The sequence below is a fragment of the Rhodopirellula sp. P2 genome (assembly GCF_028768465.1).
GTDB lineage: Bacteria > Planctomycetota > Planctomycetia > Pirellulales > Pirellulaceae > Rhodopirellula.
Genome location: NZ_CP118225.1, coordinates 3646547 through 3672548, shown reverse-complemented (window position 1 = coordinate 3672548; position 26002 = coordinate 3646547). Strand labels below are relative to the sequence as shown.

The window sequence follows — 26002 nt, the reverse complement described above, 5'->3', positions numbered from 1 at the left end:
CTGTCATTCCGTTAAGCAGGTACGCATGTGTCATCGGGTATGTGAGCCGTTGGCATTCGCCACGGTTTTCACGCACAACCGGGGTTAACGCCCAAACGGCTCACAGGGTTGTGCTTGATCATTCCTGGCGCCCCGCTTAGTAAAACGTTGGTGGGCACCAGGTCGCAGGGAGTTCCCAAAGTCAACTCCTCACTTCCAAACGTTCGCTCATCGGCGACGTCCTTCAACTCATCCTCGCGATCCCATTCTTGCTGCAACAGCTTCTTCACCGTCTCGATATCGTCGCGTCCGTCGTCGTCCAAAAGCGAGGCCGTGAAGCCAGGCAGAGCACCAAACGGTCGGTTCCGGTTCATTTGCTCAAAGTCACTCTCGGTTCGTTGCAACCACTGACTCACGTCGCTTCGGTTGCCTGAAAACAAGAGCAACCAGCGGTTGTCTGACTTTCGAAAAAGCAGGTCTTCGGCGCGGAAGGATCCACAGATGAATCGCTCGAAGTCATCGCACTGACGTTGGTCCTTGGCCTCCGGGAGACACAGCGAGACCAAACTCACCGGGCCCATTTTCGAGGCCCAACTTTCGGCCATCCTGCCCGCGATGCAGGCCGGGTTTGGAAGTGGGATCGACAGCCGAAACACCGTCCCATTGCCGATTTCGGAAGCCACATCGATTCGGCCGAAATTCAGAGCCACTAGTTTTTGAGCGATGTTCAACCCGAGTCCCACACCGCTGGCTTGCTTTGCACCGTGATGAGACGCTTGTTCAAACCGCCCGAAAATCTTTGTCAGCTCACTTGCGTCAATGCCCGCCCCATCGTCCACGACCTCGACGACCGCATCCTCACCATTGGTCGAGCGTTTGGTTCGCAACGTGACGTTGCCACCCTGTGGAACAAACTTGATGGCGTTGGTCGCGAGGTTCGTGATCACCCGGGTCATTTTTTCAGCGTCGCAGTAAACAGAGATGTCTCCGTCCTCTGAGATCAATCGCAGCGTCACCTGCTTGCTGGCAGCACGGTTGGCGACCAGCATCTGAACGCGCTGCACGATGGAGTCGAGACTCTGTGTTCTGCGGGAAAGATGCAGCAGTCCGGCTTCCAACTTGCTCTTGTCGAGCAGGTCATCCACCATTCCATTGAGATCATCTGCTCGCCCAAGAATTTTCCCGAGCATCTGCGTCTGTTCTGGATTGATGTCGCCCACCAGTCCATCGTGAATGATGGCGGCGTAGTCTTTGATCACCGTCAGCGGCGTTCGCAAGTCGTGGGAAACGTTGTCAACGATTTCCTGAGACGTTGAATACAACTTCTCGAGCTTTTCGTTCTTTTCTAACAGCAGTCGCTTCTGTTCCTTGAGATCCCGTTGGCTGACTCTGAGTTCAGCAACCAAATTGCGAGTCTGGTTCTCTGCCACTTGACGATGAATCGCATGCAAAATCGTTCTTGCGAGAGCCTGCCCATGCAACTCTCCTTTGACGATGTAGTCTTGCGCCCCCGCTTTGATCGCCGCTTGTTCCACCTGTTCGTCGTCGAGTCCGGTCAACGCGATGACGGGCGTTTGACGGCACAGTTCCCTCAAGATTGAAATCGTCTGGGTCCCGGATGAATCCGGAACCGAGAGATCCGCGATGATCAGGTCGTACTGGTGCGCCCCCAATTCGGCCTTCGCTTTGGCGAGTGTTTCTGCCCAGGTGAATTGGAAGAGAGGACTCGATTTGCGAAGCTGCCGCGAAACGGCTTCGGCATCAATCGAGTTATCCTCTAACAGCAGGATGCGAATGGGTTGGGGTGATAGCACTGGATCCCTACTCTCTCTCTCGAAGGTCGAGATCGATGAAGCGGGACGCTTCTTCCAAGATCTGCTTGAAATCGAGCGGCTTCTGAAGGAACGATGAAGCGCCCTGCAGCAGCATTCGGCGTTGAGCGTCGGCGTCGCGAACACCCGTCAGGATGATGACGGGGATGTCTCGTGACATCGGATTGAATTTCAAGACTGCCAGCAAATCCTCTCCGCTTCCATTGGGCATGGCCAAGTCCATCACGATCAAAGAAGGCTTCCACTGAGTCACTTTGACAATGCCTTCCATGCCATAGTGCGCGTGATCCATTTCCACCCGATAGGGACGAAACATGATCTCCATCGCAGCCTGGATATCGGGGTCGTCATCCACACACAGAACACGAGGCATCCGCGGCGTATGGACAACCGTGTTGCAATACCGCTTCAGTCGTCCTCCCACCGCGGCACGACGTCGGGTTCTTTCTGGCAGATGAGTCTTGAGCATCGAACGTGTCTCCATGAGGATTGAGATTGCATCCAACGGCGGCACGAGCGCCGTCGAACCAGCCATCGAAACTGACTTCGATTCCACCGCCAGCAATGCAAGACGGTGTGAAAGTCATTTCGAACCGTTCATCCGACGATTGTCGCCACTCTCGGACACGACCGACTGATATCAGCTTCACAACTGAAACCTAGCTCTGAGTTTTCCCGATAACTGGCAGGTGCTCATTTATCAGGTGCGATTATCTCATTTACTCGCTGGATCCAGTGCACTCCCCTCCCCTCGCTTCGCTCGACCCTCCCGGGGGGAGGGTGATGAGAAACGCCTGGCAGGAACGTCTCAAGAACCCCGCCTGACGAAGGAGGTCGTGCCGTTTTACTTCACCCTCCCTGTGGGAGGGTCGGACCGCTTCGGGCCGGGGAGGGTGTTGAGAAACGCCTGGCAGGAACGTCTCAAGAACCCCGCCTGACGAAGGAGGTCGTGCCGTTTTACTTCACCCTCCCTGTGGGAGGGTCGGACCGCTTCGGGCCGGGGAGGGTGTTGAGAAACGCCTGGCAGGAACGTCTCAAGAACCCCGCCCGACGAAGGAGGTCGTGCCGTTTTACTTCACCCTCCCTGTGGGAGGGTCGGACCGCTTCGGGCCGGGGAGGGTGTTGAGAAACGTCCGGCAGGAACGTCTCAAGAACCCCGCCTGACGAAGGAGGGGTCAGAAAGCGAGCGTTCAGCGAGATTGCTGGGGGAGGGCAATCCGCGCCGCTTCCCATGCTCGGCCCTCACTGAGGTGGCCTGGATTTTGGGGGCCACGCGTCCTCTTATTTTAGCAGGGGACGGTTGATTCGAATCGGGTCGGCGAGAGATAGCCGAGCGATGAATGAAGTCGCGATGTGTTGTAGTAGGCAATGAACTCAGTCAGTTCACTCAACGCCTCGCGATAGTTTTCATACTCGGTCATTTGCAGCTCTGTCTTGATCGTTCCAAAGCAAGATTCCATAAACGCGTTGTCATAGCAGTCGCCAGCTCGGCTCATGCTTTGACGCATCGAACTTCGTTGGATGATTGCACGATATTTCTTGCTTGCGTACTGACCGCCTCGATCGGTGTGGTGGATGAGATCTCTTGAAGGCTGTCGACTTCGAATCGCCTTTTGAAGCGTCTTGATCACGAGGCTCTCGGTCATATCCATTTCCAAAGACCAGCCGATGATCCGTCTGGAAAAGCGATCCATGAGGGTCGCCATGTAAGCGAATCCGGTTCGTACGATCGGGATGTAGGTGATGTCGCCTACCCACAAACGATTGACACTCGTTGGCTCAGGCCGCTCAAGCAACAAGTTCTCATTGTAGCCCAGCGTGTGCCGACTTTCGGTCGTTCGCGGCTTGAACGATTTCGGCTGCAACGCCGATAGCCCCGCAATTTGCAGTAGTTTGGCGACCCTTTCACGTCCGATTGCAACTCCTTGTAGCTTCAGGTCTGCAGCGATCCGTCGGGCACCGTAGCGTCTGCGGTGTCGATGAAACGTGGTGATCACCATTGGCAAGACATCCATGTCGCTCTGTTCTCTTTGGCTTGGAGGTTCGCTTTGAAATCGTTGAAACGCGGATCGCGAGAAACCGAGAATCTCGCCGACTTCTCGTTGCGATGCAGTGCCATCGCGAATGATGCTTGCCGCTGCTGAGTAGAGCTGGCTCACTCGTTTCGGCCGAAAATGATCAAAGCTTTTTTTAAAACGTCGCGTTCACGCTCGACTCGTCGCAGCTCTGCCTCGAGTTCGACGACGCGGCTATCGAGCACCTCGCCAACCGGCCCGGCCGACTCAACTTGTTGCTTCTTCCAGCGGTAAAGCAGGTTCGTTCCGGAGATCCCCAGTCGCTCAACGATCGATGTCGCCGAGTGACCATCGAGCAGCATGGCAACTGCATCACGTTTGAATTCGTCGGTGTAAGTACGTCGTTCAGGATTAGCTGAAGGCTTGGTCTTTCGTGGCATCTGAGGTTCCTTGAGTTCCTTTCATTTTAAGGACACGCGTGGCCCCCAAAATCCAGGCCACCTCACACCCTCGCGTACGCCTGAACGGCGTCGCTCTCCCCCAACTGCGTTTCGGGAGAGGTGCAACATCAGAAACCCGCTCAAACGCGGCCTCGATAAATCGGCACGACCTCGAGCGGAGACCGAGGGCACCGGCCCCTCGAATTCACTTCAGCGTGACGAAACTTCCGAGGGGGGCGGGGAGAGTTTCGCGATCACCAGGTACATCACCGGCGCGAGAATCAGCACGACGAGGGTGCTGAGCGCAAGTCCAAACGTCAGGCTGGTCGCCATCGGCGAGACCACTTGCGCCTCCTTGGATCGCTCCAACAGGATCGGCATCATTCCAGCGCAGGTGGTGACCGAAGTCAGCAACACGGCTCGAAATCGGCGTCGCCCGCCATCGATGATCGCATCGTGCAGCGGCAATCCATCGGCGACACGGCGATTGATGAAGTCCACCAACACGATGGAATCGTTCACCACCACACCCGCCAACGCTACGATCCCGAAGATGCTGAAGAGTGTCAGATCAATGTCCATCACAATGTGACCGAAGATGGCGCCGATGAATCCAAACGGGATGATCGACAAGATCAAGATCGCCTGCCAGCTGGAATTGAACTGAATGGTCAGCAACAGGAACATCGCCCCCAAAACAAAGAAGAACCCCACCACCAAACTGTTGACGGTCTCGTCCGTCTGCTCCTGCTGACCGCCCCACTGCAGTTGGACGCCCGGGAACTCCTTTCGAAATTCAGGGACGAAGTTCGCTTTGAGGTCCGACACCACATTGAAGGCGTTGCCACGGGTCTCATCGACATCGGCGACCACCGAAATGCTTCGCATCTGGTTGACTCGACTGATTTCGGAGTACCCACGCTGGACATCCACTTCCACGATTTCATTGAGTGGCCGCTCCATCCGATCCGCACCACGCACGCGAATGTCGTTGAAGCTGACCAACGTGTTGCGATCCTCACGCGGATAACGCACTCGCAGGGGGACTTCATGCCGTCCCCGCTGCAGTCGCATGACCTCTTCGCCGTAATACGATGCGCGGACCGTGCCCGCGACGTCCGCCAATGAAACCCCCATGGCCTTGGCGTCGTCCCGAACTTTGATGCGGTATTCCCATTTGCCTTGCCGTGTGTCCGTTGCGATGTCCGAGACATACGGGTACTCAGCCAGCTTGAATTTGCAGCGTTCAATTGCATCGTCCAACATCGCCAGGTTCTCACCGGTTGCCATCAAACGCATTTCGATGGGCAACGACGCCGGGCCTCGTGGAGTGGCACCGAATGCCACCGCTTCGGCCCCGGGGAACTGCCCGGATTCCTCCCGCCACATGCGAACGATGTCATCGCTTGAAACGGTTCGTTCACCGATGTCATTGAGCTGGATGAACAGGCCTCCCACGTGACCGGCGACGCTGCTGCCGACTTCATCGCCGGACGACCCCACCGTTCGCTGCACCGCCTGAACAAATCCGCCCGGATCCCCCGTCATCTGTTCGTCAATCGATCGCTGATTGACTTTCCAAATCGCATCTTCGAGTCGCTTGGTTGCCGCGTTGGTGATTTCCACGGGGGTGCCATCCGGATAGGTCACTTGCACCGTGATGAAGCCAAAGTCGATTTTGGGAAGCAACAAGAACGGCACCATTCCCGACCGGACCACCCCCACGGAAAGAATCAACAGCGCAGCCAGCGTGGACAGTACGATGGCTGGGTTCCTCAACGACCAACGCAGGATGGGCGTGTAGAGTCGATCAATGCAGCGTGTCAGCAATGCCGACATCCCTGCGTTGGCTTTTTCGAGCAACCAGCCGAGCGGGCGCAACGGAAACAACACGTATTTCATCGCATCCAAGAACCGGCTGCGTTTGTGAGACAGGTGCGACGGCAGAATGGTCAAACTTTCGAACATCGAGATGATCAACATTGCCCCGACGCACATCGGCAACACGACCGTCAGACGTTTGATTCGACCTTCCATGTACATGATCGGCGCAAAGGCGATCACGGTGGTCAGAATCGCGGTGATGACCGAAGGCATCACCTCGTACGCACCGTCGATGGCAGCTTGGTGGTAACTCTTGCCCATTTCGCGATGAACATAAATGTTTTCGCCCACCACGATGGCGTCATCGACCACGATTCCCAACGCGATCAGGAACGCAAACATCGAGGTCATGTTCAGGGTATGACCTCCAAAGTGCATGTAGATGCAGGCCCCCAACAACGAAATGGGAATGCCCAGCATCACCCACCACGCCAACCTCATTTCCAAAAACAAGGCGAGCACAATGAAGACCAGGACCAACCCCATCCAAGCGTTCTTGCTGAGCAGATCGAGCCGGTTCTTCACACTGGTGGATCGATCACGGATCGCCATCAACGAGTACCCGTTGGGCAGTGCAGCGCTTCCTTCTTCAACGAATTGACGAACCTCTTCGGCAACTTCAATCAGGTCATCCGCGCTGGTTGTTTCAATCGAGACCAGAATCGCAGGGTGCCCATTGACCTCATTGATACTGCCTTCGACCGAAAACTCATCGCGGACTCGGCCCAGATCGCCAACGGTCAGCACCGCACCACCGGGTTGGCTGACCAGGGGGATGTCTTCGATGCCCGCCCCCACGGTACTTTTGTCGCTGCCACGAAGAAGCACTTCTTGGGATCGTCCTCGAAGCGTGCCACCGGGAAGTTCCACGTTGTTGGCCCGTACGATTTCCGCCACACTTTGCAACGAGAGGTTGTACTTGCGGAGCGTGTCCTCGGGAATCTCGATGTCGATCTGGTAGTCCGGCGTGCCCACCAAATCGGCAACGGAAACCGACGGCAACGCCAAGATCTCCTCGCGAATTTGTTCTGCAACACGTCGTAGAGCCAGGGCGGCTTCCGCCTGGGCCTCTTCCTGGTCATACCGAAAGCTGCCGTCCGGGTCATCGACACCCGCCGGCGAGTCGGACGATTGGCGGTCCACTCGATTGGAAAGTTCAGCAACGGTTGGACCCATGACCGCGACTCGAATCGCCGTCACGAAATTGGTGTTCATCCGAATGTCGGGCTTTTCAGCCAACTCGGGAAAACTGGGGATTTGACCGATCAGCGTGGTGACCTCGGTCAGAACTCGCTGCGCATCCGCTTGATTGGCATCCGGATCCAATTCCAACGTGACCGTGCCCATTCCCTCGCGAGCCAACGAGGTCATCTCCTCCACACCATCGACGGTGCGAATGGACTCCTCGATCTTCTCCAGGATCCCCTCTTCGATTTCATCCGGACTGGCACCGGGGTATTCGACGGAAACCGAGAGCACGTACAGTTCAAAGTCGGGCCAAAAATCGCGACGAAGCTGGCTCAAGCTGAACACGCCCAGCAACAACACGCCTACCATGATGACATTCATGGCCTGCCAGTTTTTGACCGACCAGGCAATCAGCGATTTCATCCGGCAGCCTGCCATTGAGAGGTCGGTTGACGAGGAATCACCACTGCATTGTTCGCTTTCAAAGAAGCTGGTTTGGCCGAATCGTGTGCCTCGCCAAGCCCGTTGGACTCCGCGGGCGGTTGGTTGCCAACCGGCATCCCGTCGACGGGATCGCTGATCGGCGAAACGATGATGCTGGTCGATGCCAGTGAACAAAGGTGGTCCAGTTCCGGTTGGATCTGGATCACGACGTCACCGTCCACCCGACTGACGACGGTGATCGGGACGATGCGAAGTTTGCCTTGAGCATTCAGCCAAAGTCGATTGCCGGGACGCACCGCTGATTCAATGACCCGCATGAGAAGTCGATTCGGTTGCGTCTGAATCGAAACGTCGACAAACATCCCGCGAGTCAACTGCCGACTGGTGCTTCCTGCCAAGGAAGACCGTGGGGCGTCGACGCGGAACAAACACGGATAAGTCCGCGTGTTCAGGTCGATCCCAGCTCCATCGAGTCGTTCAAAAACGGCAGACCATTGATGGGTCTCGTTTCCAAACTCGCTGGAGACAATCGCTGAAACGGCCGAGTTCAAATCCGCCACGGTCGACACCACTTGCTCGGCCGCAACAGGATCCTTCCCATCCAATGTTGGCAGGCCCGCCTGACTGTTCCAGATCCAAAACATTTGATCGGCCGTCAGGCTTGCCCGAACCTCGACGGCGGAGGTGTCCTCGATGGTGATGAAGGGCGTTCCCGTCGGCAGAAACGACTGCTCTTCCACCTCCGAGGAGACAACTCTTCCATCAATGGGCGATCGTATGACGCAACGTGAGAGATCCAGGCGGGCACGTTCCAACAAGACACTGGTGAGCGTCCGCTTCTCAGTCAACAGTTCCAGCTGCGCCACCAGTTCCCGGCGTCGGTTCCCGAGTTCGACCAGCGCCGCATCCGCAGCCAGCTCCGCACGTCGTGCGGTGTCCACTTCCGAGGCCGACGCCGCCCGCTGAGTGACCAACGCATTGATTCGCTCGCGTTCCTGCCGAGCAATTTCGAGCTGTTTCTTTGCCAACTCTTGAAGTTGCAGCGTGTTCTCGATGCTCACCTCCACCGAGTTTTCCTCCGCAGCCTCCTGCTGCGACAAAGCCTGCAACCGTTTGACTTCCAATTCGTATTCGGTCGCGTCGACGCGAATCAGCACTTCCCCCGCGGTCACGCTCCGTCCCGCCCGCACGTTCTCGGACAGCTCCACCACACGGCCAGCGACTTCCGATGCCAACCGCAGCTCTCTCAGAGGGACCACCACACCATGGACGTCGATCACCACGGGTCCGCTGTGAAATCGGACCTCTTCCGTGGAAACGATTGTGACCGGTGACTTCGCCGGCTTGCTCCGCTGCGGGCGTTTGCGTTCGCCCAGCAGGGTGTAACCATACAAGGCTCCTCCCAAGACGATCACCGAGACCACAAGATTGACGGCCACTCGAACGGATGAAGGGGACTGGTCCGAGCGTTTGGAATCGTCGCCGGACGATGGCACAGTGGCAGGAGTCGGAATGTCGGGCACGGGCGTCACGAAATTCGTGGAAAGAACGGGAAGTCCATGGATGCCGGGCGATTCGCCAGAGCCGATCGCTCCAACCAACCTTGCCCCTGCGAGCGAACCTGGCCCCACAGCGAGTCAAGGAGCCCCATTTGAGCTTGCCAAACGGAACGCTCAACATGCAACGCATTCCGCGTCCAACGAAGCGCATCGCCATGCGTCCATTCAAACCCATGCGACGCGGGAGGTTCCGCCAAAAAGAACAATCGGAGCCAAATTCCTGGCTCTGGCCGGTTTCGATGACCGGTTTCGATCATCTGCCGGAGCGGCGCCGAAGCGGCTTGATCCGGCCTACCTCTGCTTCGCTGGCACGCTCTGAGTCGGCCGAATGCAGAGGGCGTTCACTTTGGTTCCTGTCCCACGCCCCAACGGGGCAGGTCACTCAGGGCGTTGCCCTGGGCTGTCACAGGGCTGCCCCATTGGGGCGAAGTCGTGGAACAGAACTTGCGCAAAACAAGACTCGCCACAACACCAAACATTGGCCAGTCCAGAGTTAGCCTGGGCTGTCAAAAGGTTGGTATTGACACGGAAAATGCGACGTTGATTTTTATTCTGTCCTACGCCCCAACGGGGCAGCTCTAAGATAGCCCCAGGCATCGCCTGGGGTTTCGTTACGGAGATTCCGACACCAGCCCCAACGGGGCGGCCCTAAGAAAGACTCCCCAAAACCCGCTAGGACCGCCCCCGTTGGGGCTTTGTAATCTTGGTCCCGCCACAACCCAGGGCGTTGCCCTGGGCTGGCATAGGGCTGCCCCGTTGGGGCGAAGTCGAGGAACGAAACCTGCGCAGGCCAAAGCGGTGTCAATACCAACCTTTTGACAGCCCAGAGTTAGCCCCGGCTGCACGTGGCAGTCACGGCGCTCCGCCAAACGGCTCCAATTCCGAAACACTCCTGCCTGGCCGGCTTCGATGACCGGCTTCGATCATCTGCCGGAGCGGCGCCGAAGCGGCTTGATCCGGCCTACTTTTAATTCGCTGGCACGCTCTGAGTCGGCCGAATGCAGAGGGCTTTGCGACGCACCTTGCCCGCGAATCTATTCCGAAACCGATTCTTCTGGGAAATTCGCGTTGGTGCTGACCGTTTGGATGTCGTCGTGGTCGTCCAGCATTTCCAGCAATGCCAGCACCTTGCCGGATGAGTTCTCATCCAGGTCCACGTTGGTCGACGCGATTTGGGTCACTTCACTGACTTCGGTTTCCATGCCCGCTGCATCGAAAGCGACTTCCAAATCACTGAACGTTTCGGGACTGCAGGTCACTTGGATCTTGCCATCGTCGTCGACTTCGACGTCGTCCGCGCCGTTTTCCAATGCAAGTTCGGTGACCTTTTCCTCGTCCGCCTCCTCACCGAAAACGAAGATGCCTTTGCGTTCGAACAAGTACGACACGCAACCGGTTTTGCCGAGTTCACCACCGTACTTCCCAAACAACGTCCGCAACTCAGGAGCCGTCCGATTGCGATTGTCGGTCAGTGCCAAGCACATCACCGCGACTCCACCCGGGCCGTAACCCTCGTAGAGAATTTCTTCGACCGCATCCCCGTCCAGCTCACCGGTCCCGCGCTTGATGGCGCGTTCGATGTTGTCCTTGGGCATGGAGACCGCTTTGGCGTCATCGATTGCTTTTCGCAATCGGATGTTCGTCCCTGGATCGCCGCCGCCCATTTTGGCCGAGACGATGATTGCCTTGCTGAGCTTGCTCCACATCTTGCCCCGCTGGGCGTCAACGCGCCCTTTGCGATGCTGAATGTTTGCCCATTTACTGTGACCTGCCATGAGAATTGTCCTTCCGTTTTGGATTCAATCGTTGCTCAATGGAATGCGATCGAGTCCACCGGATTCGGACCGATCCGCGGTGAGATCAGCGGGGTTTCCGCTTTGTCAATTTTCGATTGGTGGCTTTCTTTCCAGCGGCCGTCCCGGCGGAATCGGCGGCTTCGGCTGAAGTGGATTTTGGGGCCGTGCTCGATGACTTCTTCGCCGACTTCTTGGGAGCCGACTCTTTTTCGCTGCTGGACTTGGCATTGCTGCCTGACTTCTTGGCAGGTGTCTTCTTCGCCGCAGGTGCTTTGGTCGATTTCTTGGAAGCGGACTTGGACGTCCCCGTCGACTTCGAAGCCGTTTTCGAAGCCGAAGTTTTGGTCGACTTCTTGGCTGCGTCGGCCTTCTCAGCAGCGGCCTTTTTCTTGGTGGACTTGGATCCCGCGGCCGCCTTGGCTTCGGCCTTCTTGGCCTCGGCCGCCAAGCGAGCCTGAGACTCAGCGGCTTGCTCGGCAGCTGATTTTTGCGGCATCGTGGGCTTGGTCACGCGGCTACCTTTTTTGGCGCTGCGTTTGACCAAGACGGCCGACTTGGCTTCGGCAACTTCCGCTGCTTCCGCCTCTGCTTCTTGCTTGGCCGCGGCACGCTCTTCTTTCTTGCGCGCCTTGACTCGTTTGATGGCCGCTTCCTTGGTGCTCAACCACTCATCCAGTTCAGCTGAACTGCCTTTGGCAATCGACTCCAGGAAGGTGCGAGCGGTTTTGTCCTTGGGATCCATCAACAGGTCGACGGCTGGTTGATGAAGCAGAGCAGCGAACTCCACTCCCTTGCTTTTCGGCACAGCCCGCTCCAGCCCTGGGACACGCCCATCAGCGGCTTCCGCTTGGCTGGCGATTCCGGTCACCAACATCACCACCATGGCGGAGTAATCGATCGGGATCGAATGCCCGCCCAGGCCATGCTGGATGATGTAGCTGAGCACGAAGGGGGTCATCGAAGACATGCCTTCGAATTTCGCCACGGCTTTGCCAAGGTTCTCTTTTTTCAGGTGATCAAGATCAAAGCTGTAGAACTCTTCGAAGATCGATTGCAGAATCGACTTCAAACGTTGAGCGGCTTTGGTCGAATCAGGCAGGCTAGACAGAACTCCCGCCAGCTCTGTCACCGTGGTGACTCGAACTTCGTTCCAATCGAAATAGTCCTGCTCCAACTTCGCAAGACCTTCGTCTGCCAAGTCAGCGGAGCAATCTTCGAGCAAGCAGGCGTACAAAGCGTGTTCGAGAAGCGGACGCGACGGGGTGGCGGGGGCCACGTCGTAGTGTTTTTTCAAAGCCGCTTGCAGCTTCGTGATCAGTTTCGCGCGGTTGGTGGCTGACATCTAAATGCGGTAATCAATCGTTTGAGTGGGGAGTGGCGTCTTCGCCAGAATCATTTTGGTCACGATCATCCATCGCGCCTTCCTTTTCTTGCTGAATCCGAGCAAGAATCTCACTGACCGTCATCGCGTGTTCTTGACCTCGGTCGACTTCGAACCGCAACTTGGGCGTGTAGCGGGTGTCCATCCGGTTGGCGATCTTGCTTTGCAGGAATCCAGCGGAATTCTGCAGTCCTCGCAACGAGAGATTCTTCTGCGTTTCATCCCCCATCACGCTGACCTTGACCTTGGCTTCCCGCATGTCCGGTGAAACCTCCACGCCGATCACCGTGACATCACGAACGCGAGGATCGCGGACCTCGGTCACGATCGCATTGGCGACCACTTCGCGGATCGCTTCGGCAGCTTTGAGCATACGTCGACTGGACAAAAGACAAACTTCAACAAGGAGGAGCGTGCAATCGCATCAAAAGAAAAAACGAGCGGGTCATGGTGCCCGCTCCGATCAGTGGACTGAATTCGTTCCATGCTGGAACCCGACAGCACATCGATGCCATGTGCTGCCAGTTTCCGATTCGAACACTCAATCGAGTTTTCGAGCGACTTCTTCGATCTTGTAAGCTTCCAAAACATCGTCCTGCTTGATGTCGTTGAAGCCTTGAAGACGAATACCGCATTCCATGCCGCGGGGAACTTCCTTGACGTCTTCCTTGATCCGGCGAAGCGTGTCGAGTTGGTAATCGCCGATGGTGCGTCCGTCTCGGTTGACTCGAATGCGGCAATTCCGCTGAATCGAACCCTGCGCGACATAGCACCCTGCGATCGTTCCAATGCGACTGATTGAGAAGACTTGCTTGACCAGGGCACGGCCGAGTTCGACCACGCGTTCTTCTGGTTTCAAGCGTCCTTCAATCAACGCCCGAATGTCATCGGTCAATTTGTAAATCACGTCGTAACGACGAATTTCAACACCGCGTTCGTCGGCCAGCGATCGAGCTTTTTCATCTGGAATGACGTTGAAGCCCAAGATCACTGCGTCCGAAGCACTGGCAAGGGTCGCGTCGGCCAAGGTGATGCCACCAACACTGCGTTGCAAAACTCGAATCTGAACTTCGGGGTGATCGAATTTGCTCAGCTCTTTGTCGATCGCTTCCAATGACCCTCGAGCGTCCGCTCGGATGATCAAATTCAGCTTCACGGTGTCAGCGGACGTACCAAGCTTGCCACCTTCCAGCATCTCTTGGAACGAATCGAAACTGACCTTGGTGGTGATTCCAGACAGACTTTGGCGACTGGATTCTCCTTCTCGAGCACTCGCGATTTCGCGTGCTTGCGAGATGTCTTTCAGGACGTGGAAACGGTCGCCCGCACCGGGCGGCGTGTCCAAGCCCATCAGGCTCACGGGAGTGCTGGGACCAGCCTCCAAGATCGGCTTGCCGGTCAACGTGTCTTGCATGGCTCGGACCCGACCGTGGGCCGGACCGCAAACCAGAATGTCGCCAACGCGGAGTGTTCCGTTCTGAACGATCATCTTTGCGACCACACCGCGGTCGCCCTGTTGTTCTGATTCCAAGCACACACCCAAGGCCGAACGATCCGGGTTGGCGGAGTACTCGTTCAATTCAGCGATGGTCAACAACGTTTCCAACAACTCTTCCATCCCGATGCCTTGGGTGGCACTGGTGCGAACGATTTCGACATCGCCGCCCCATTCACTCGGGGTCAGTTGGTGTTCGGTCAGTTGAGTCATGACGCGGTTGGCATCCACACCTTCCAGGTCAATCTTATTCAGTGCGACCACGATCGGCACCTCAGCCGCTTTCGCGTGACTGATGGCTTCTTCGGTTTGCGGCATGATTCCATCGTCAGCAGCCACCACCAAAACAGCGATGTCCGTCACGTTGGCACCACGAGCACGCATTTCCGTGAACGCTTCGTGACCAGGTGTGTCGACAAAGGTCACTGGGCGACCGTTGTTGTCGATCTTGTAGGCGCGGATGTGCTGGGTGATCCCACCTGCCTCGCCTTTGACGACGTTGATGCCGACCAAGTGATCCAGCAAACTGGTTTTGCCGTGATCGACGTGACCCAGGAAAGTCACCACAGGGGGACGAGCGATCAGGGTTTCCGGTTTGTCTTCGATCTCTTCGATTTCGGTGATCAACTCTTGTTCGAGCGATTCAGCGGCCTTCAACTCGATGTCGAGATCGTGTTCGGTGGCCAACAACTCGGCCGTTTCGAAATCGATGTCGGCATTGATGTTGACCATCATTCCCATACCCATCAGGGTTCGCATCACGTCGGCGACACTCAGCCCGGATCCTTCGCAGAAATTGCGAACGGTACACGGCAACTCAATCTGAACCTTCTCTTTCCGAGGTGCAGCGGTGTTGACACCCTTGCGACGGATCCGCGGACGCGAACGTCGGTAATGATGGCGATCGCCGCCATCGGAACCGATGATCCGCCGGCCTCCGCCGCCACGTTGCCGTTCGGCGCGGGCACTGGCCATGCCGGCCAAGCCCTTTTTCTTTGGCTTTTCGTCTTCTTCGGCCACGCGTTTGCCGCGTCCGACGACACCCACGGTGCCTTCGCCAGCCTTCTTCACACGCTTTTTGTCTGCTTCGTCTTGCTCGAGGCGAGCAAGCGGAGCCTTCATGCCCTGCTTGTGGCCTTCGATGACATCGCGAGTCAGCTTGATATCGGGTTTCTGAGCTGCTGGGCCGGAGCTTCCCACCGGAGCGATGGGTTTGGCAGGTGCGCTGGGCAATTGCGCCAGGTTCACCTTGATCCGTGGTTCCCGCTTCTTGGATTTCCCGGCTTCCGCTGGCTTGCCAGCTTCCTCGGGACGATTTCGAGAACGATCGAGCGATCGCATCTTGCCACCCGCCGCGACGGGGTCCCGTCGAACGGCCGAGAGAGGCGACCCAGGCGTGTTTGGCACCACGCGACCGGACGAGTTGTTGCCCATCCGTCCGGCGATTCGGCTGGCCAATCCACCACCCTTGTTGGACGAGCCATCGTCGTCCGACGCGGAAGCAGCAGCCTCTCGCTTGGGTTGCTCAGGAGCCTTTCGCTCCCCCGCGTCCGATTTGGCCGCTGGTTTGGCGGTGGGTGCTGAAGCGGGTTTGGTCGAAGGCCCGTCGGATTTGGCCCCCATCCCGATCCCACGTCCGCTTGGCGACGCCATCCCGGTTCCGACACCGCCGGTTTTCGGCAGCCGGATTTCGGGCTTGGGCGAGTTGTCGGGAGCCGGCGGCTCGGGAGTCGTCGCTTCCGGTGCGGGCGCCAACTTGGGCGTGCGAACGATCGGCGCGGGTTTGCCAACCGGTCGGCCGCCGTCGCGAATCGGCGCCATCGGAGCGGGACTTTCGCCAGCCTCCGCGGGTTTGGAAGGGCGTCCCACGCTGATGGACGATGGCTTTCGACCGGTCGTTCCGCTCAAATCTCGAACGGGCGCGACGGGAGCCGTGGGCGTGTCCTTCTTCGGGGGCGCAACTTTAGGTTTCGATTCAGATTTCGCTGCGGAACCGGCGAGATGACCTCGTACTTGCTGGGCCTCTTCATCCGAGAGGCTGGCCAGCGCGGAACCTTTGCCCGTGATGCCGGCTTTTTTAACCACATCAACGAGTTCTTTGCTGTCGAGATTCAGTTCTTTGGCGAGCGCGTAAATGCGTACTGGCACTGGGTCGGGATCCTGTCAAATTCGATAGGTGAAGTCCGCTCGCAATTCCTTGCGGGTGCGGCTTCGTGGTTTCATTCATCAAAATCGCATAAAAAGACCTCCATCGCTGCTACGGCGAGTCAGTGAAATAGCACCAAACTTGCTGAAAACAACGGGGAATTTCATAGCGTTCAAATTGTCCCAAGGACGACTGCAAAGACCAACTTTGCTTCGGTCCCACGTTAGGATAGCGTACGCAGGCCGTTTTTGAAAACGGCTCACTCAACCTTCCTGCTTGTTACTTTCTGCCTCGGACGATTCAATCGTCTCGGCGACGGGTTCCGATTCCTCGGATTCGGTCTCAATCTCTTGTGTTTCGGACTCGCTGGATTCATCTGCGAGCTCCCCAGAAGCCTCTTGGACTGCTTCTTCAGCGGGGCTTTCTTCCGCCGGGGCCTCTCCAACGGAGCTGGCCTCCGGAGAATCAGCTTCCTCTTCTGCGGCAGGCTGTTCACCTTCCGCGACTTCGGAGCTTTCTGATTCGGTGTTTTCTGTGTCTGCGTTTTCCTCGGATACTGGTTCAGCCGGCGGTGCTTCCGCCGGTGCTTCGCTGACTGCTGGTGCAGGAGCGTTCTTTTCGGTTCGTTCCTGATCTCTGCGAACACGACGCTCTTCCGCGGCGGCTTTTTCAGCCTCTTCCGCGTTGGCTTCCGCCGTCTCGACGATCCGGTCGACATCCGCTTCGCTCAAACCGCTCATTTCCATGAACAGGTCGGGCTCAATCACGGACAAGTCATCGTATGACAAATAACCCTGCTCAACCAAGGCTTGAGCGATCTCTTCGGTGATGCCTGGAATCTGGCTGAATCCACCCACCGCACGTTCGATCTGCTCTTCGAGCTCGCCGTTGGTCATGATTTCGATGTCCCAACCGCAAAGCTTGCTGGCCAGGCGAACATTCTGTCCACGACGACCGATCGCGAGCGAAAGTTGGTCTTCTTGAACCAAGACGATCGCGCGACCAATCATGTCGCACAACAGAACTTGATCGACTTCCGCGGGCTGCAAGGCATTGGGAATCAGCACCTCCGGGTCGCTGTCGTAGCGGACCACGTCGATGTGCTCACCGGCCAATTCTTCGCGAACCGCTTTGATGCGACTGCCGCGATAACCGACGCAGACACTGATCGGATCGATCTGTTGATCTTCGCTGCTGACGGCCACCTTGCTGCGGTAACCAGGCTCTCGAGAGATGGACTTGATCGCAATCACGCCATCGCTCAACTCCGGAATTTCTTGCTCAAACAAACGCTGCACGAACTGCGGGCGGGTTCGAGACAAAACCACACGCACGCGGTTGCCACCCGAAGGACGGACCTCGAACACGATCGCGCGAACGCGTTCGTTGGCGTGCAGGCTTTCGCCAGGAATCTGTTCACTGCGTGGGAGAATGGCTTCGACATTTCCCAAATTGACGGTGGCCACGCCACCATCGGCACGCCCGATCATTCCGCTGACGATCTCACCGATCTGGTCGCGGTATTCCAGCATCAACGCGTCGCGTTCTGCTTCGCGGACCTTTTGAATGATGACTTGCTTGGCAGTCTGAGCACCGATCCGACCGATTTGATCGTCGCCGAGAGGCTCGCCTGCCAATGTCGCGGCGATGGCACCGTTGTCGCGACTGATCGAAACGATCACGTCGGATTCTTCACCGTATTGTTTCTTCGCAGCGCTCTGAAGCGCCGACTCAATCGCCTGGAACAGCAGTTCGGGGTCGATGTTTTTATCGCGATGCAGCGAATCGACGTATCGCAAAATGTCTTGCGGATTCATGGCGATGAGAAGTCTTGTGACGAAAAGATAAAAAAACAGCCCGGACCGAATCGGCCCGGGCGAACGATTTCCCTGGTGATGCACCGAGACTATCGCTCGGTCTTTGGATTGTCAATCCGAACTGAGGTCACTCCGGCTGCGATTGTGGGGTTGGCGTCGCGGTGGAGTCGACTTCTGCGGGTTGTTCGGACGACGATTCATCAGCCTCGGCATCTTCCTCGGAACCGACTGGAGCAGCGTTTTCTGGCGACGCGTCTGGTTGCTCAGGAGCTTCCAATGCCACCGCTTCCGATAGTTTCCCCGATGGACGCAGCTCGTATTCCTTGCCGCCAATCTCCAGCAGCACCACTCGGGCGGAAACCGATTTGACGCTGCCCTTCATCGATCCGATCTCGAACGAATCCCCCACTTGCAACTTCAACGTTTCACCCCGCGTGCGAACGTTCATCCAAGCAGTCCAGTCGTCACGACCTTGCACCAAGGCCGTCAGATAGGTTTGCGTTGCATCATCAAACTTGGCCGGCATTGGCTCGGGTTCCTTGGGCAACGGAGCGTCTTCCAACTTGACCAGCAACGTCTTTTCAACCTGGCGTCGTGGGTACCCGGTGTCCGTCATTCGCACGACAACCTTCACTGGCTCGGCCTTCGAATCGCCAGCACCACCGTCAGCGTCACCGGATTTTTCTGGATCAGCAGGCGGTTTGAACGTGAAGGTTCCCGATTCGGCTTGGAAACTCGCCCAATCTGGCAATTCCCCTTCCAACTCGTAGGTGATCGCTGTGCCTTCCGGATCTTCCACCTTCAGTTGCACATCCGTTTCCTGGCCTTTGACCGCAACCAACGTTCCATCGCCCGCGTAGACCGGCGGCAGATTGGGTGGCTGAAAGAAGTTGCGGTTGAGAATCGAATCGCGGGTCTCTTCCAACGACTGAGCCACTCGCCAGGAATCGCTTTCAGAGATCTTCGCATCGATCGGGGCACTGTTCAGTGAGATCACGTCGATGGTCATCGCGACATTCAGTTCTCCCGTTCGCGACGGACCGAAACTCAATTCACGAATTCGGTGCAAGTAATCACGAGCGTAGAAGTCGTGCAGCAGCCCAACCAATCCATCCAGCGATGTCTTGCCGGACACCCGAAAACCATAACGGTGATACAGATCCCCCACGGGTGCGTCGCTGACCGGGTCCACCCCCGCGTCCATCAGCCCAGCTTCCCGGACCGCGCCCAGCAACCACGATTGATAGATGCTTTGAGCGCGTTCTGGATTGCTTGGCAACGAACGCACCATGTACTCGCCCATTTGGCGGTCTGCGTAAGCACCGGCCAGGGCTTTTTCATTCAGCGTGTTGGCTTCGTTTTGCAAGGCAGCCAAGCGATTGTCACGAAACTTGACCGCATCCCGGTATCGATTGAATCCCCACTGGAATGCAATGACGACAAACAGGCCACCTACGGCCATCGCTAAAAAGCGTTCACGTTGAGTCATGATTGCACCTCCGGTTCGGCGGCGGACAGGCTGGCCGACTGGGAAGCTTCTTCCGTTTCTTGATCAGGCGGTATTTCATCCGGCAGCGGTTCGGGGTCGCCTTCGGAACGGGCTTCGGCGTCAGCATTTTGTTGCTCCACCAACTTCGCAATTCGCTCGTAGCGATCAGCGCGAACACTTTCGCCGTCGAGCGTCACCGTTTCGCGAATTTGCCAACGGTAGGCGTCCTCGGTATCCACCTGACTGGCACCGTCCCCCACAACACGGTGCGTGTCATCCCGCAACGAAGACTCCATGTCGTCAATCACATCGGGCGATGTCACCATCCCAGAAACAACCAAGCGGCCACCACCTTGGCGATCGCTTGCGGTTGCCGAAACACTCTTGACGATCAGTTCTTCGGCGGGCGGCAACGCTTCCGCCAAACGAACCAGTTCTTCCAACCAATTCACGTCGGAGTCGAGGAACTGGTCGACCCGTTCTGTACGCTGGACACTCACGTCGGCAGTCTCAACCTGTTCTCGCACCAAAGCGTTGGCGGCTTCCAATTCGGCGATCGCGGCATCGCGAGTGCTGAGCTGACTCCACAACAACCATCCCACACCCAACACGATGGCCGCGGGGATGCCAATCATCGCCGCCAACTTGCCACGGTTGGTGGAGGGCGGGATGAACTGCCGTGGGTTGGCGAAATCGATCAGCCGATCACTGTGCAGTTCATCAGCAACCAACAGCCCAACCAGGGGCGCCAAACGACCAACCGTTTCCCCCACTGAAGGCTCCACGGAGGGTTCACAATCCACAATCTGCAGCGGATTGATCAATCGTTTTTCAGACGGCGTGTCCTGCCCTTGATCCAACCGTGCGGCGAGCTGATCGAGTTCTTCTCGATGGCGATCGGCGGTTCCCCAGATGGCGATATCGCATGGGGATCCCGATGCACCGCAAGCGATCATGCTGCGGCGAAGCTCGCCGGCCAACGCGTTGACTCGCGCGGGTGACTGAGAAGGCAGACGGACCGACCGCACAAACGACACATCGCGTCCGCGGAACAGCACAATCTCGGCTTCGTCGCCGACCAGGTCGATCAACGCCAACGTGGACCGAGTCGAATCGCTTTTCGAATCTCGCAGCACGATTTGATACAGCGCCGCCGCAGCAATCGGCCGCAAAGCGATTCGGCCCACCGTCATCCCAGCTTCGTGGATGGCTTTGCGAATCGGATCGATCTTGCTCGCTCCGGTCGCGGAAACAATCGCGCGGACACCTTTTTCGGTGCGACTGGTCGGCAAGAAATCGACGGTCGCACTGTCACCGGCGGACGCAAATGTCCGGACGGCTTGGAACCGGATCATGTCCGGCAACTCTTCGTCGGGAACCGGAGGGAATTCCATTTGCCGGAGTTCCGCCGAATCGCGTCCAACGGCGACCAAGCACTCCGATTTTTCCAGCCCTTTTTCTTGGATCCATTTGCGCAGCGTGGATCCCACACCGGCGGTTTGAATCGGCAAAATCGCGGCATCCATGATTCGCGTCTGTTTGCCGGAGACTTCTCCGACCACGATGCGAATCTGTTGTTCGTCCCAATCGACGGCTACTTTTTTAGTCATGGTGCAATAGTTTACTCAGTTGTTGTTCGGAACCACGATGTTTCCGCCCAGGACCGACAGATCAAACCCACGTCCCAGATGCGTCAGGTCCCGGTAGTGAACCACTCGAGGATTTGGCGTGGATGCGTCGATGATGGCCTCTCCCCGTGCGGCCAATCCGGACGCAGAATCGAAACCAATGACTTGGGCCCGAAAGACATCTCCGCGAGCGGTGACCAGAGGCAACAACGCGCGCATTTGATCCACGGTGACTAAACCCTCCGTGAGCGGCCAAGTTTCGTGATTGCGGTCGGAAGTTCCGCCGCCACTGTCTTGAGATCGGGCTTCGAGGATCGTGGTCATCGTGTCGACATCGACCAACGGAACCCCCATCAGCAACTCCGCCGGACACTCGTTCAGGTTGATTCGTCCGGGCAACACGTCGCCCTCCTGCGTCGTCAACTGATCCATCAACAATGGCAGGAACTCAGCCAGCAAGGTTGGCTCCCCGATCAATGGGGAGGTGTAAGTGAACGTTTCGTCGTCTTTCTGAAGCGTGACCTTGGCATCGATCAAATCGAGGACTTGATTGAATTCCACTTCCGCCCCGGCAGTCAAATCAAACTCGCTCAAGGCTTCCACCGACCAAGGCAACACAGTCCCCTCGGACTCCGCCCCCGCATCGGCCGCGTCTTGAGCTTCAATCCCCTGAGCCGCCAGCGCTTCCGCACTCGCGCCGCTGGCCACGGCATCCACCAACGATGACTTCCCGGCCATGCGATAGGCCACGATGAAGGACGCAAAGACTTCGTCACCAATCGCGGTCATCAACTCATCGTAGAGAACTTCGAGATCGTCGCCGTTGATATTGACCCGGAAGTCACCGTCCATCGTCTTGTTCGCTTCGGCACCATGAACGGTCAAGTAGCTGGCCCAGCCAAGCACACCGGGGGTCTCGATGCTGGCGGCATAGCGTTGTTGTTCATCGGAATCCAAAACGCCATTGCGGTTGCTGTCAGCGCCAAACAACAACTGTGGCGTGACGCCACGAACCAGCAACAATTCCTCGACGGTTTGCACGGGCCCGTTGGCTGCCGCGTAAGGCGTTGCCAGCGAAGTGTAGTACTCGTCCTCGCATCCATTTTCTCGAGGCTCGGTGTCTTCATCGATCCAGTCCAAAATCGCATCGGCAATCGACTCGTCCATCCCAGGCAAAGTCATCAGCAGGGTGACTGCAATGTTCTCGGTCGACAGTTCGGAATCATCCGTTCCGGCTGTGTCCCCCAGGATGCCGCCTGCATCGACACTGCCACCCGACAAACCGGTCAGCATGTTGATCGCATCGGAGTTCTCTTCCAGAACCACCAACGCATTGATGTTCAATCGAGCCGACTCGTTTTGCAATCCATAGCGAATGCCGCCGAGCGTTCCCATCTCCGTCAACCCAGGCGCCAACACCGTGAAGTTGCTGGTCGCGTTGCCCTGCGTTCCATCGGTGATCGGAACCCCCTGAAACAGGTTGGGGTTATTGAAGACGCCGCCGGCGTCTTCTCTTTGCGAAGCAGACTGAGCCAAGGTCAAACGGACCGCTTCGATGCCCGAATCGACCGTCGATCGGGCTTGGACCAAATCGCCCGTCAAGTAAGCGGTCTCGTCCGCCGCGATCATCAAATCCGTGAACGAATACACGGCCATGGTGGCAACCGCGATCACGATCAAGACCAACACCAGAAAGAACCCTCGGCGGCCATGGCGGCGACCGCCTGGCTTTGCAGCGGACCTCAGGCCCGATCGTTCCAAGCGATCAGAACTCTTTCGCAACGGCTTTTTCTGGGGCGACATTTTCTGCGACGACTCATTCAGCGACGACATCGGGTGTCTCCGCAGTGCTGGCGGCTTCCTGCTCTGCGAGCAGAGCCTCACCGTCTTCGGGGAAGGACATCGGAAGACGAATCACATGCGTGAAAAGACGTCCTTCCGTGAGATCGAGAGAACCAGTGCTGGCCGCATCAGCGGATGCTGCGCCGGGCATCGCCGTCGGTGCCAGTTGCAAACGAACGCGAATGGCCAGCGGCAAGTATCCGGTTTCATCGGTGTTGTACTGCGGCAACCAGTTCACCCCGTCGTAGTACTCGAATCCGATGGCGACGACTTCGGGTGCAATCACTTCACCGGTTTGATCCAACCGAGAGGAACCGCCGGTCGACAAGGCTTGCACACTGATTGCACGATCCAGTTGCCGACGCACCAAACCGCCACCGGTGGAAGCCGGTTGAGTCGTTGCGTTTTCATCCGACGCCGCCAACTTCTGCAGGGCGTCTTGGATGCCAAACGAGCCAGCCACCTGCACGAAGTAACTGACGGTTTTGATGTCACTGGGGCGGTCCAACAGATCAACGCCCGAAGTGATCGCCAAATCAGGATCAATCGCGGTCTGTTCCAAACTGGGCAAACGACTGACATCGATTTGCAACTGCGTCTCGTTGCCAATCAAACCAGGTGACTGCAAAACGACACCGGTCACCAAGCTGCTGTCCGTCATCAACGCGGGATCATCATTGAGCGTGTCAGGATCGCTGGGAGGCAACGAATCATCCGATTCTTCTCCACCCGAAGTGAGTCCCAGACTTTCCAAGGGCGCCGCGGCCGCAGCCAACACCTCCGACAACGCTTCGGTGGAAACGGGACGCGTGACCAAAGTCATCCGCAAATCGTCTTCGATGAGCTGCAACAACGCCGACGCGAGCTGAGCTTCGCGAAACTGCTGCTCGGCGTTGTCCATTTCGCGAGCGTAAAAGTTGATCGCACCACTGATCAGCCCCATCAACACCACGCTGAGCGCCAGGGTCAACAGCATCTCCAGCAAGGTGAAACCAGCCCGCTGCGTGATCCACGGCGAACGCTCCCCGTGCGAACAACGGCGTCCCAGACGGCGCGATCGACAAGCAATCGGGCTATTCAATGGAAGTCGATTCGGCACTGGCCGCCTCCTCTCGCAACGCGGCTTCTTCTTCCGCCAATTCCTTCAGCCCCAACAAGGGGTCGATCATCCAGCGGGTCAACGAATAAGTTGCCAGCGATGGGCCACCGTCGGGATCCAATGCTTCCACACTCACGCGAACCGCCAACATGCCTTCCATGGGAGCCGGGACCACATCGATTTGCACCTGAAAGGTGGTCGATGCGTCGGTGTCCATCGCCTCCACTGGCGTCGCGGGAGTTGCTGCGGGCGAGACTCCGGTCGAAGCCGAAACCAGGAGTTCCGACATTTTGCTTGATGCGATCAAACGAGCTTGGCTGAGGTCACGGGCTTCGCGGGCCGCATCGGTGCCAGTCCCAGCGATCTGAGCAAGAATCCCGAGTGAGACCCCCAAAATCGCCAGCGACAACATCATCTCGAGCAACGAGAATCCACGGCGGTGCGAATTGCGAGAATTGCGTGAACGGCAAAGCGACGACAGAACAGTGACTCGAGCGTTCACGGTGACACCTCAACGCTGGTGTCGCCAGTCAAACCACGCAGCAGAACCGCTCCCGAGCCAGCTTCGATGTGACTCAGCGTGATTCTCGCATTGCTCGTTTGACCGGTGGGATAAAAGTAGATGGGTGGAAAATCCGAAGAAGCGGTCAGGACCTCTTCGCCATTGGTGCCCGGCACGGTGGCGGTGGTCGATTCGGCAGCGTTGATCAACAACGTCGCTGCTTCCGCGCTGCTTTGACCACCAACCGGCGAAGTCAGCACGGTCGTGATCGTGACCCCTTCGGGCATTTGAATGACTCGGGCGTCCGCTTGCACGGGCGCGACCGCGGTGGCGTCCAAGGTCTGGGAGGCTCCGGACAGCAACGACGACTGAGATCCCGATTGGTCAGCCGCTTGGATGCCGTCGGCAGCTGAGTTCAACGGGGAAACGATCCAGGCATTGGATTGGTTCGCCCCCGACGCATCCACAAAACTCGCCTCGGCCGGACGCAGAACCATCACCCGCCCGTCTCGCATCGCACGCACTCGCAAACGCGTCATCTCAGCGGCCAGCTGATCGGTTCCGCGAACCAACCTTCGATCGGACAACAAAGCCCCGGCGGTTGGGATGACCACGGCGGCGATGGCCGCAAACACCGCCATCGCCAGCAACAGTTCCAACAAAGTGAAAGCAGCGTGGGCAGTGACCGCAGAGCGTGAACGGAGATCAGCGTGAGACGAGTGCGTCATGGCGATCAGCCTGACACAATGATGTCATCATCCGTGTTGACTTGACCGTCGATTCCGCCACTGCGGATCTCAAACGTGTTTCCATTCACGCTGTAAGTCAGAGCGTTGCCCCAGGCGTCCATTGGGATTTCAGTGATGATCGGAGCGACCCACTTGGCCTTTTTCGCCGAGTCGCTGGGACCATCGCGAAGTTGTTCCAACGTTTCCGGCAGCGAGTTCATCCGGATTTGGTACATCTGGATGTTGCTTTTGAGCGAGTTGAGCTGGGTCATCGTCGCATTCACATTCGCTTCGGCTTGGGCACCGGTGATGTTCACCAGCACGATCCCGCCAATCACGACCAAGATCGAAAGCACCAACAGCAATTCCAACAAGGTGAAGCCGGCCCGAGCAGCGGACGCCGAACGGCGGGCGAGCGGATGAGCCAGAGTCACGCGTTGGCGATGAGGTCGACGAGCCACACAATGGCGATCAGTGAGCGTCATGAATCAAAACATTCTGCATAGGTGGGAAGGAATAGGAAGGACGCCCCCTGGTTGGTGCCGTTGATCGGCTGGCTGGTTCACCATCCGCGGGCAGGGCGTGCTTCCAAGCGTACCTAGAAATGAACCCCAAGCCAGCCCCGAAGTTTCGTAGATTGATCTTCGAGCTTCAATCCGCATCGACGCGGCTGAAATCCGATCCGTCGGCATCCCGCCAATCCGAGCATCCAAGGCTGCCCCGAGACAGGCCACGATG

18 protein-coding genes are annotated in these 26002 nt (G+C 57.6%); all 18 read right to left on the bottom strand.

Going from position 1 to position 26002, the window contains the following annotated elements; translation table 11 throughout:
* Positions 1-68: 68 nt before the first annotated feature.
* Positions 69-1793 carry an ATP-binding response regulator gene (locus tag PSR62_RS12960; RefSeq protein WP_274403430.1) on the bottom strand — a complete coding sequence of 575 codons (1725 nt, stop codon included), beginning with the start codon at positions 1791-1793 and terminating at the stop codon, positions 69-71.
* A 7-nt stretch (positions 1794-1800) separates the two neighbouring features.
* The gene (locus PSR62_RS12955) at positions 1801-2280 is read right to left on the bottom strand and encodes a response regulator (protein ID WP_274403429.1); all 480 of its coding nucleotides are present in this window, start codon (positions 2278-2280) and stop codon (positions 1801-1803) included.
* Positions 2281-3097: 817 nt separating this feature from the next.
* Positions 3098-3970 (bottom strand): IS3 family transposase, encoded by an 873-nt coding sequence (locus PSR62_RS12950; RefSeq protein ID WP_274403428.1) that lies wholly within the window; start codon positions 3968-3970, stop codon positions 3098-3100.
* The gene (locus PSR62_RS12945) at positions 3967-4266 is read right to left on the bottom strand and encodes a transposase (protein WP_274403427.1); all 300 of its coding nucleotides are present in this window, start codon (positions 4264-4266) and stop codon (positions 3967-3969) included. The genes PSR62_RS12950 and PSR62_RS12945 overlap by 4 nt, the downstream gene beginning before the upstream one ends.
* Before the next feature lie 210 nt (positions 4267-4476).
* Complete coding sequence (locus PSR62_RS12940; protein ID WP_274403426.1) at positions 4477-7761, bottom strand: efflux RND transporter permease subunit; 3285 nt, start codon at positions 7759-7761, stop codon at positions 4477-4479.
* A complete protein-coding gene (locus PSR62_RS12935; RefSeq protein WP_274403425.1) occupies positions 7758-9314 on the bottom strand; it encodes an efflux RND transporter periplasmic adaptor subunit in 1557 nt (518 codons plus the stop codon). The genes PSR62_RS12940 and PSR62_RS12935 overlap by 4 nt, the downstream gene beginning before the upstream one ends.
* 1061 nt (positions 9315-10375) lie before the next feature.
* On the bottom strand, positions 10376-11116 hold the full coding sequence (locus PSR62_RS12930; protein ID WP_274403424.1) for a YebC/PmpR family DNA-binding transcriptional regulator: 741 nt from the start codon (positions 11114-11116) through the stop codon (positions 10376-10378).
* A gap of 85 nt (positions 11117-11201) precedes the next feature.
* Positions 11202-12479: a hypothetical protein gene (locus PSR62_RS12925; RefSeq protein WP_274403423.1), complete on the bottom strand. Its 1278-nt coding sequence runs from the start codon at positions 12477-12479 to the stop codon at positions 11202-11204.
* Between the two features lie 13 nt (positions 12480-12492).
* Positions 12493-12906 carry a 30S ribosome-binding factor RbfA gene (rbfA, locus tag PSR62_RS12920; protein WP_047814266.1) on the bottom strand — a complete coding sequence of 138 codons (414 nt, stop codon included), beginning with the start codon at positions 12904-12906 and terminating at the stop codon, positions 12493-12495.
* 153 nt (positions 12907-13059) lie between these two features.
* On the bottom strand, positions 13060-16161 hold the full coding sequence (gene infB / locus PSR62_RS12915; RefSeq protein WP_274403422.1) for a translation initiation factor IF-2: 3102 nt from the start codon (positions 16159-16161) through the stop codon (positions 13060-13062).
* 261 nt (positions 16162-16422) lie between these two features.
* On the bottom strand, positions 16423-17976 hold the full coding sequence (nusA, locus tag PSR62_RS12910; protein WP_274403421.1) for a transcription termination factor NusA: 1554 nt from the start codon (positions 17974-17976) through the stop codon (positions 16423-16425).
* A 127-nt stretch (positions 17977-18103) separates the two neighbouring features.
* Positions 18104-19465: a hypothetical protein gene (locus tag PSR62_RS12905; protein WP_274403420.1), complete on the bottom strand. Its 1362-nt coding sequence runs from the start codon at positions 19463-19465 to the stop codon at positions 18104-18106.
* Positions 19462-21075 carry a hypothetical protein gene (locus PSR62_RS12900; RefSeq protein ID WP_274403419.1) on the bottom strand — a complete coding sequence of 538 codons (1614 nt, stop codon included), beginning with the start codon at positions 21073-21075 and terminating at the stop codon, positions 19462-19464. Before PSR62_RS12900 ends, PSR62_RS12905 begins: the two co-directional genes overlap by 4 nt.
* Before the next feature lie 15 nt (positions 21076-21090).
* Entirely contained in the window at positions 21091-22896 is a 1806-nt protein-coding gene (locus PSR62_RS12895; RefSeq protein WP_274408227.1) for a general secretion pathway protein GspK, read from the bottom strand.
* Positions 22897-22909: 13 nt separating this feature from the next.
* Positions 22910-23944 carry a prepilin-type N-terminal cleavage/methylation domain-containing protein gene (locus tag PSR62_RS12890; RefSeq protein ID WP_274408226.1) on the bottom strand — a complete coding sequence of 345 codons (1035 nt, stop codon included), beginning with the start codon at positions 23942-23944 and terminating at the stop codon, positions 22910-22912.
* 64 nt (positions 23945-24008) lie between these two features.
* Positions 24009-24515 carry a type II secretion system protein gene (locus PSR62_RS12885; protein ID WP_443217425.1) on the bottom strand — a complete coding sequence of 169 codons (507 nt, stop codon included), beginning with the start codon at positions 24513-24515 and terminating at the stop codon, positions 24009-24011.
* Between the two features lie 17 nt (positions 24516-24532).
* Positions 24533-25264, bottom strand: a complete 732-nt coding sequence (locus tag PSR62_RS12880) for a prepilin-type N-terminal cleavage/methylation domain-containing protein (protein WP_274403417.1) — start codon at positions 25262-25264, stop codon at positions 24533-24535.
* Positions 25265-25269: 5 nt separating this feature from the next.
* The gene (locus PSR62_RS12875; protein WP_274403416.1) at positions 25270-25749 is read right to left on the bottom strand and encodes a type II secretion system protein GspG; all 480 of its coding nucleotides are present in this window, start codon (positions 25747-25749) and stop codon (positions 25270-25272) included.
* Positions 25750-26002 lie beyond the last annotated feature (253 nt).

Bases quoted from the DNA above. Each gene is read 5' to 3' on its own strand.
- PSR62_RS12955 (WP_274403429.1), bottom strand. From the start codon at position 2,280: ATGCTCAAGACTCATCTGCCAGAAAGAACCCGACGTCGTGCCGCGGTG.
- PSR62_RS12945 (WP_274403427.1), bottom strand. From the start codon at position 4,266: ATGCCACGAAAGACCAAGCCTTCAGCTAATCCTGAACGACGTACTTAC.
- PSR62_RS12940 (WP_274403426.1), bottom strand. From the start codon at position 7,761: ATGAAATCGCTGATTGCCTGGTCGGTCAAAAACTGGCAGGCCATGAAT.
- PSR62_RS12930 (WP_274403424.1), bottom strand. From the start codon at position 11,116: ATGGCAGGTCACAGTAAATGGGCAAACATTCAGCATCGCAAAGGGCGC.
- PSR62_RS12925 (WP_274403423.1), bottom strand. From the start codon at position 12,479: ATGTCAGCCACCAACCGCGCGAAACTGATCACGAAGCTGCAAGCGGCT.
- nusA (WP_274403421.1), bottom strand. From the start codon at position 17,976: ATGAATCCGCAAGACATTTTGCGATACGTCGATTCGCTGCATCGCGAT.
- PSR62_RS12905 (WP_274403420.1), bottom strand. From the start codon at position 19,465: ATGACTCAACGTGAACGCTTTTTAGCGATGGCCGTAGGTGGCCTGTTT.
- PSR62_RS12900 (WP_274403419.1), bottom strand. From the start codon at position 21,075: ATGACTAAAAAAGTAGCCGTCGATTGGGACGAACAACAGATTCGCATC.
- PSR62_RS12895 (WP_274408227.1), bottom strand. From the start codon at position 22,896: ATGTCGCCCCAGAAAAAGCCGTTGCGAAAGAGTTCTGATCGCTTGGAA.
- PSR62_RS12880 (WP_274403417.1), bottom strand. From the start codon at position 25,264: ATGACGCACTCGTCTCACGCTGATCTCCGTTCACGCTCTGCGGTCACT.
- PSR62_RS12875 (WP_274403416.1), bottom strand. From the start codon at position 25,749: ATGACGCTCACTGATCGCCATTGTGTGGCTCGTCGACCTCATCGCCAA.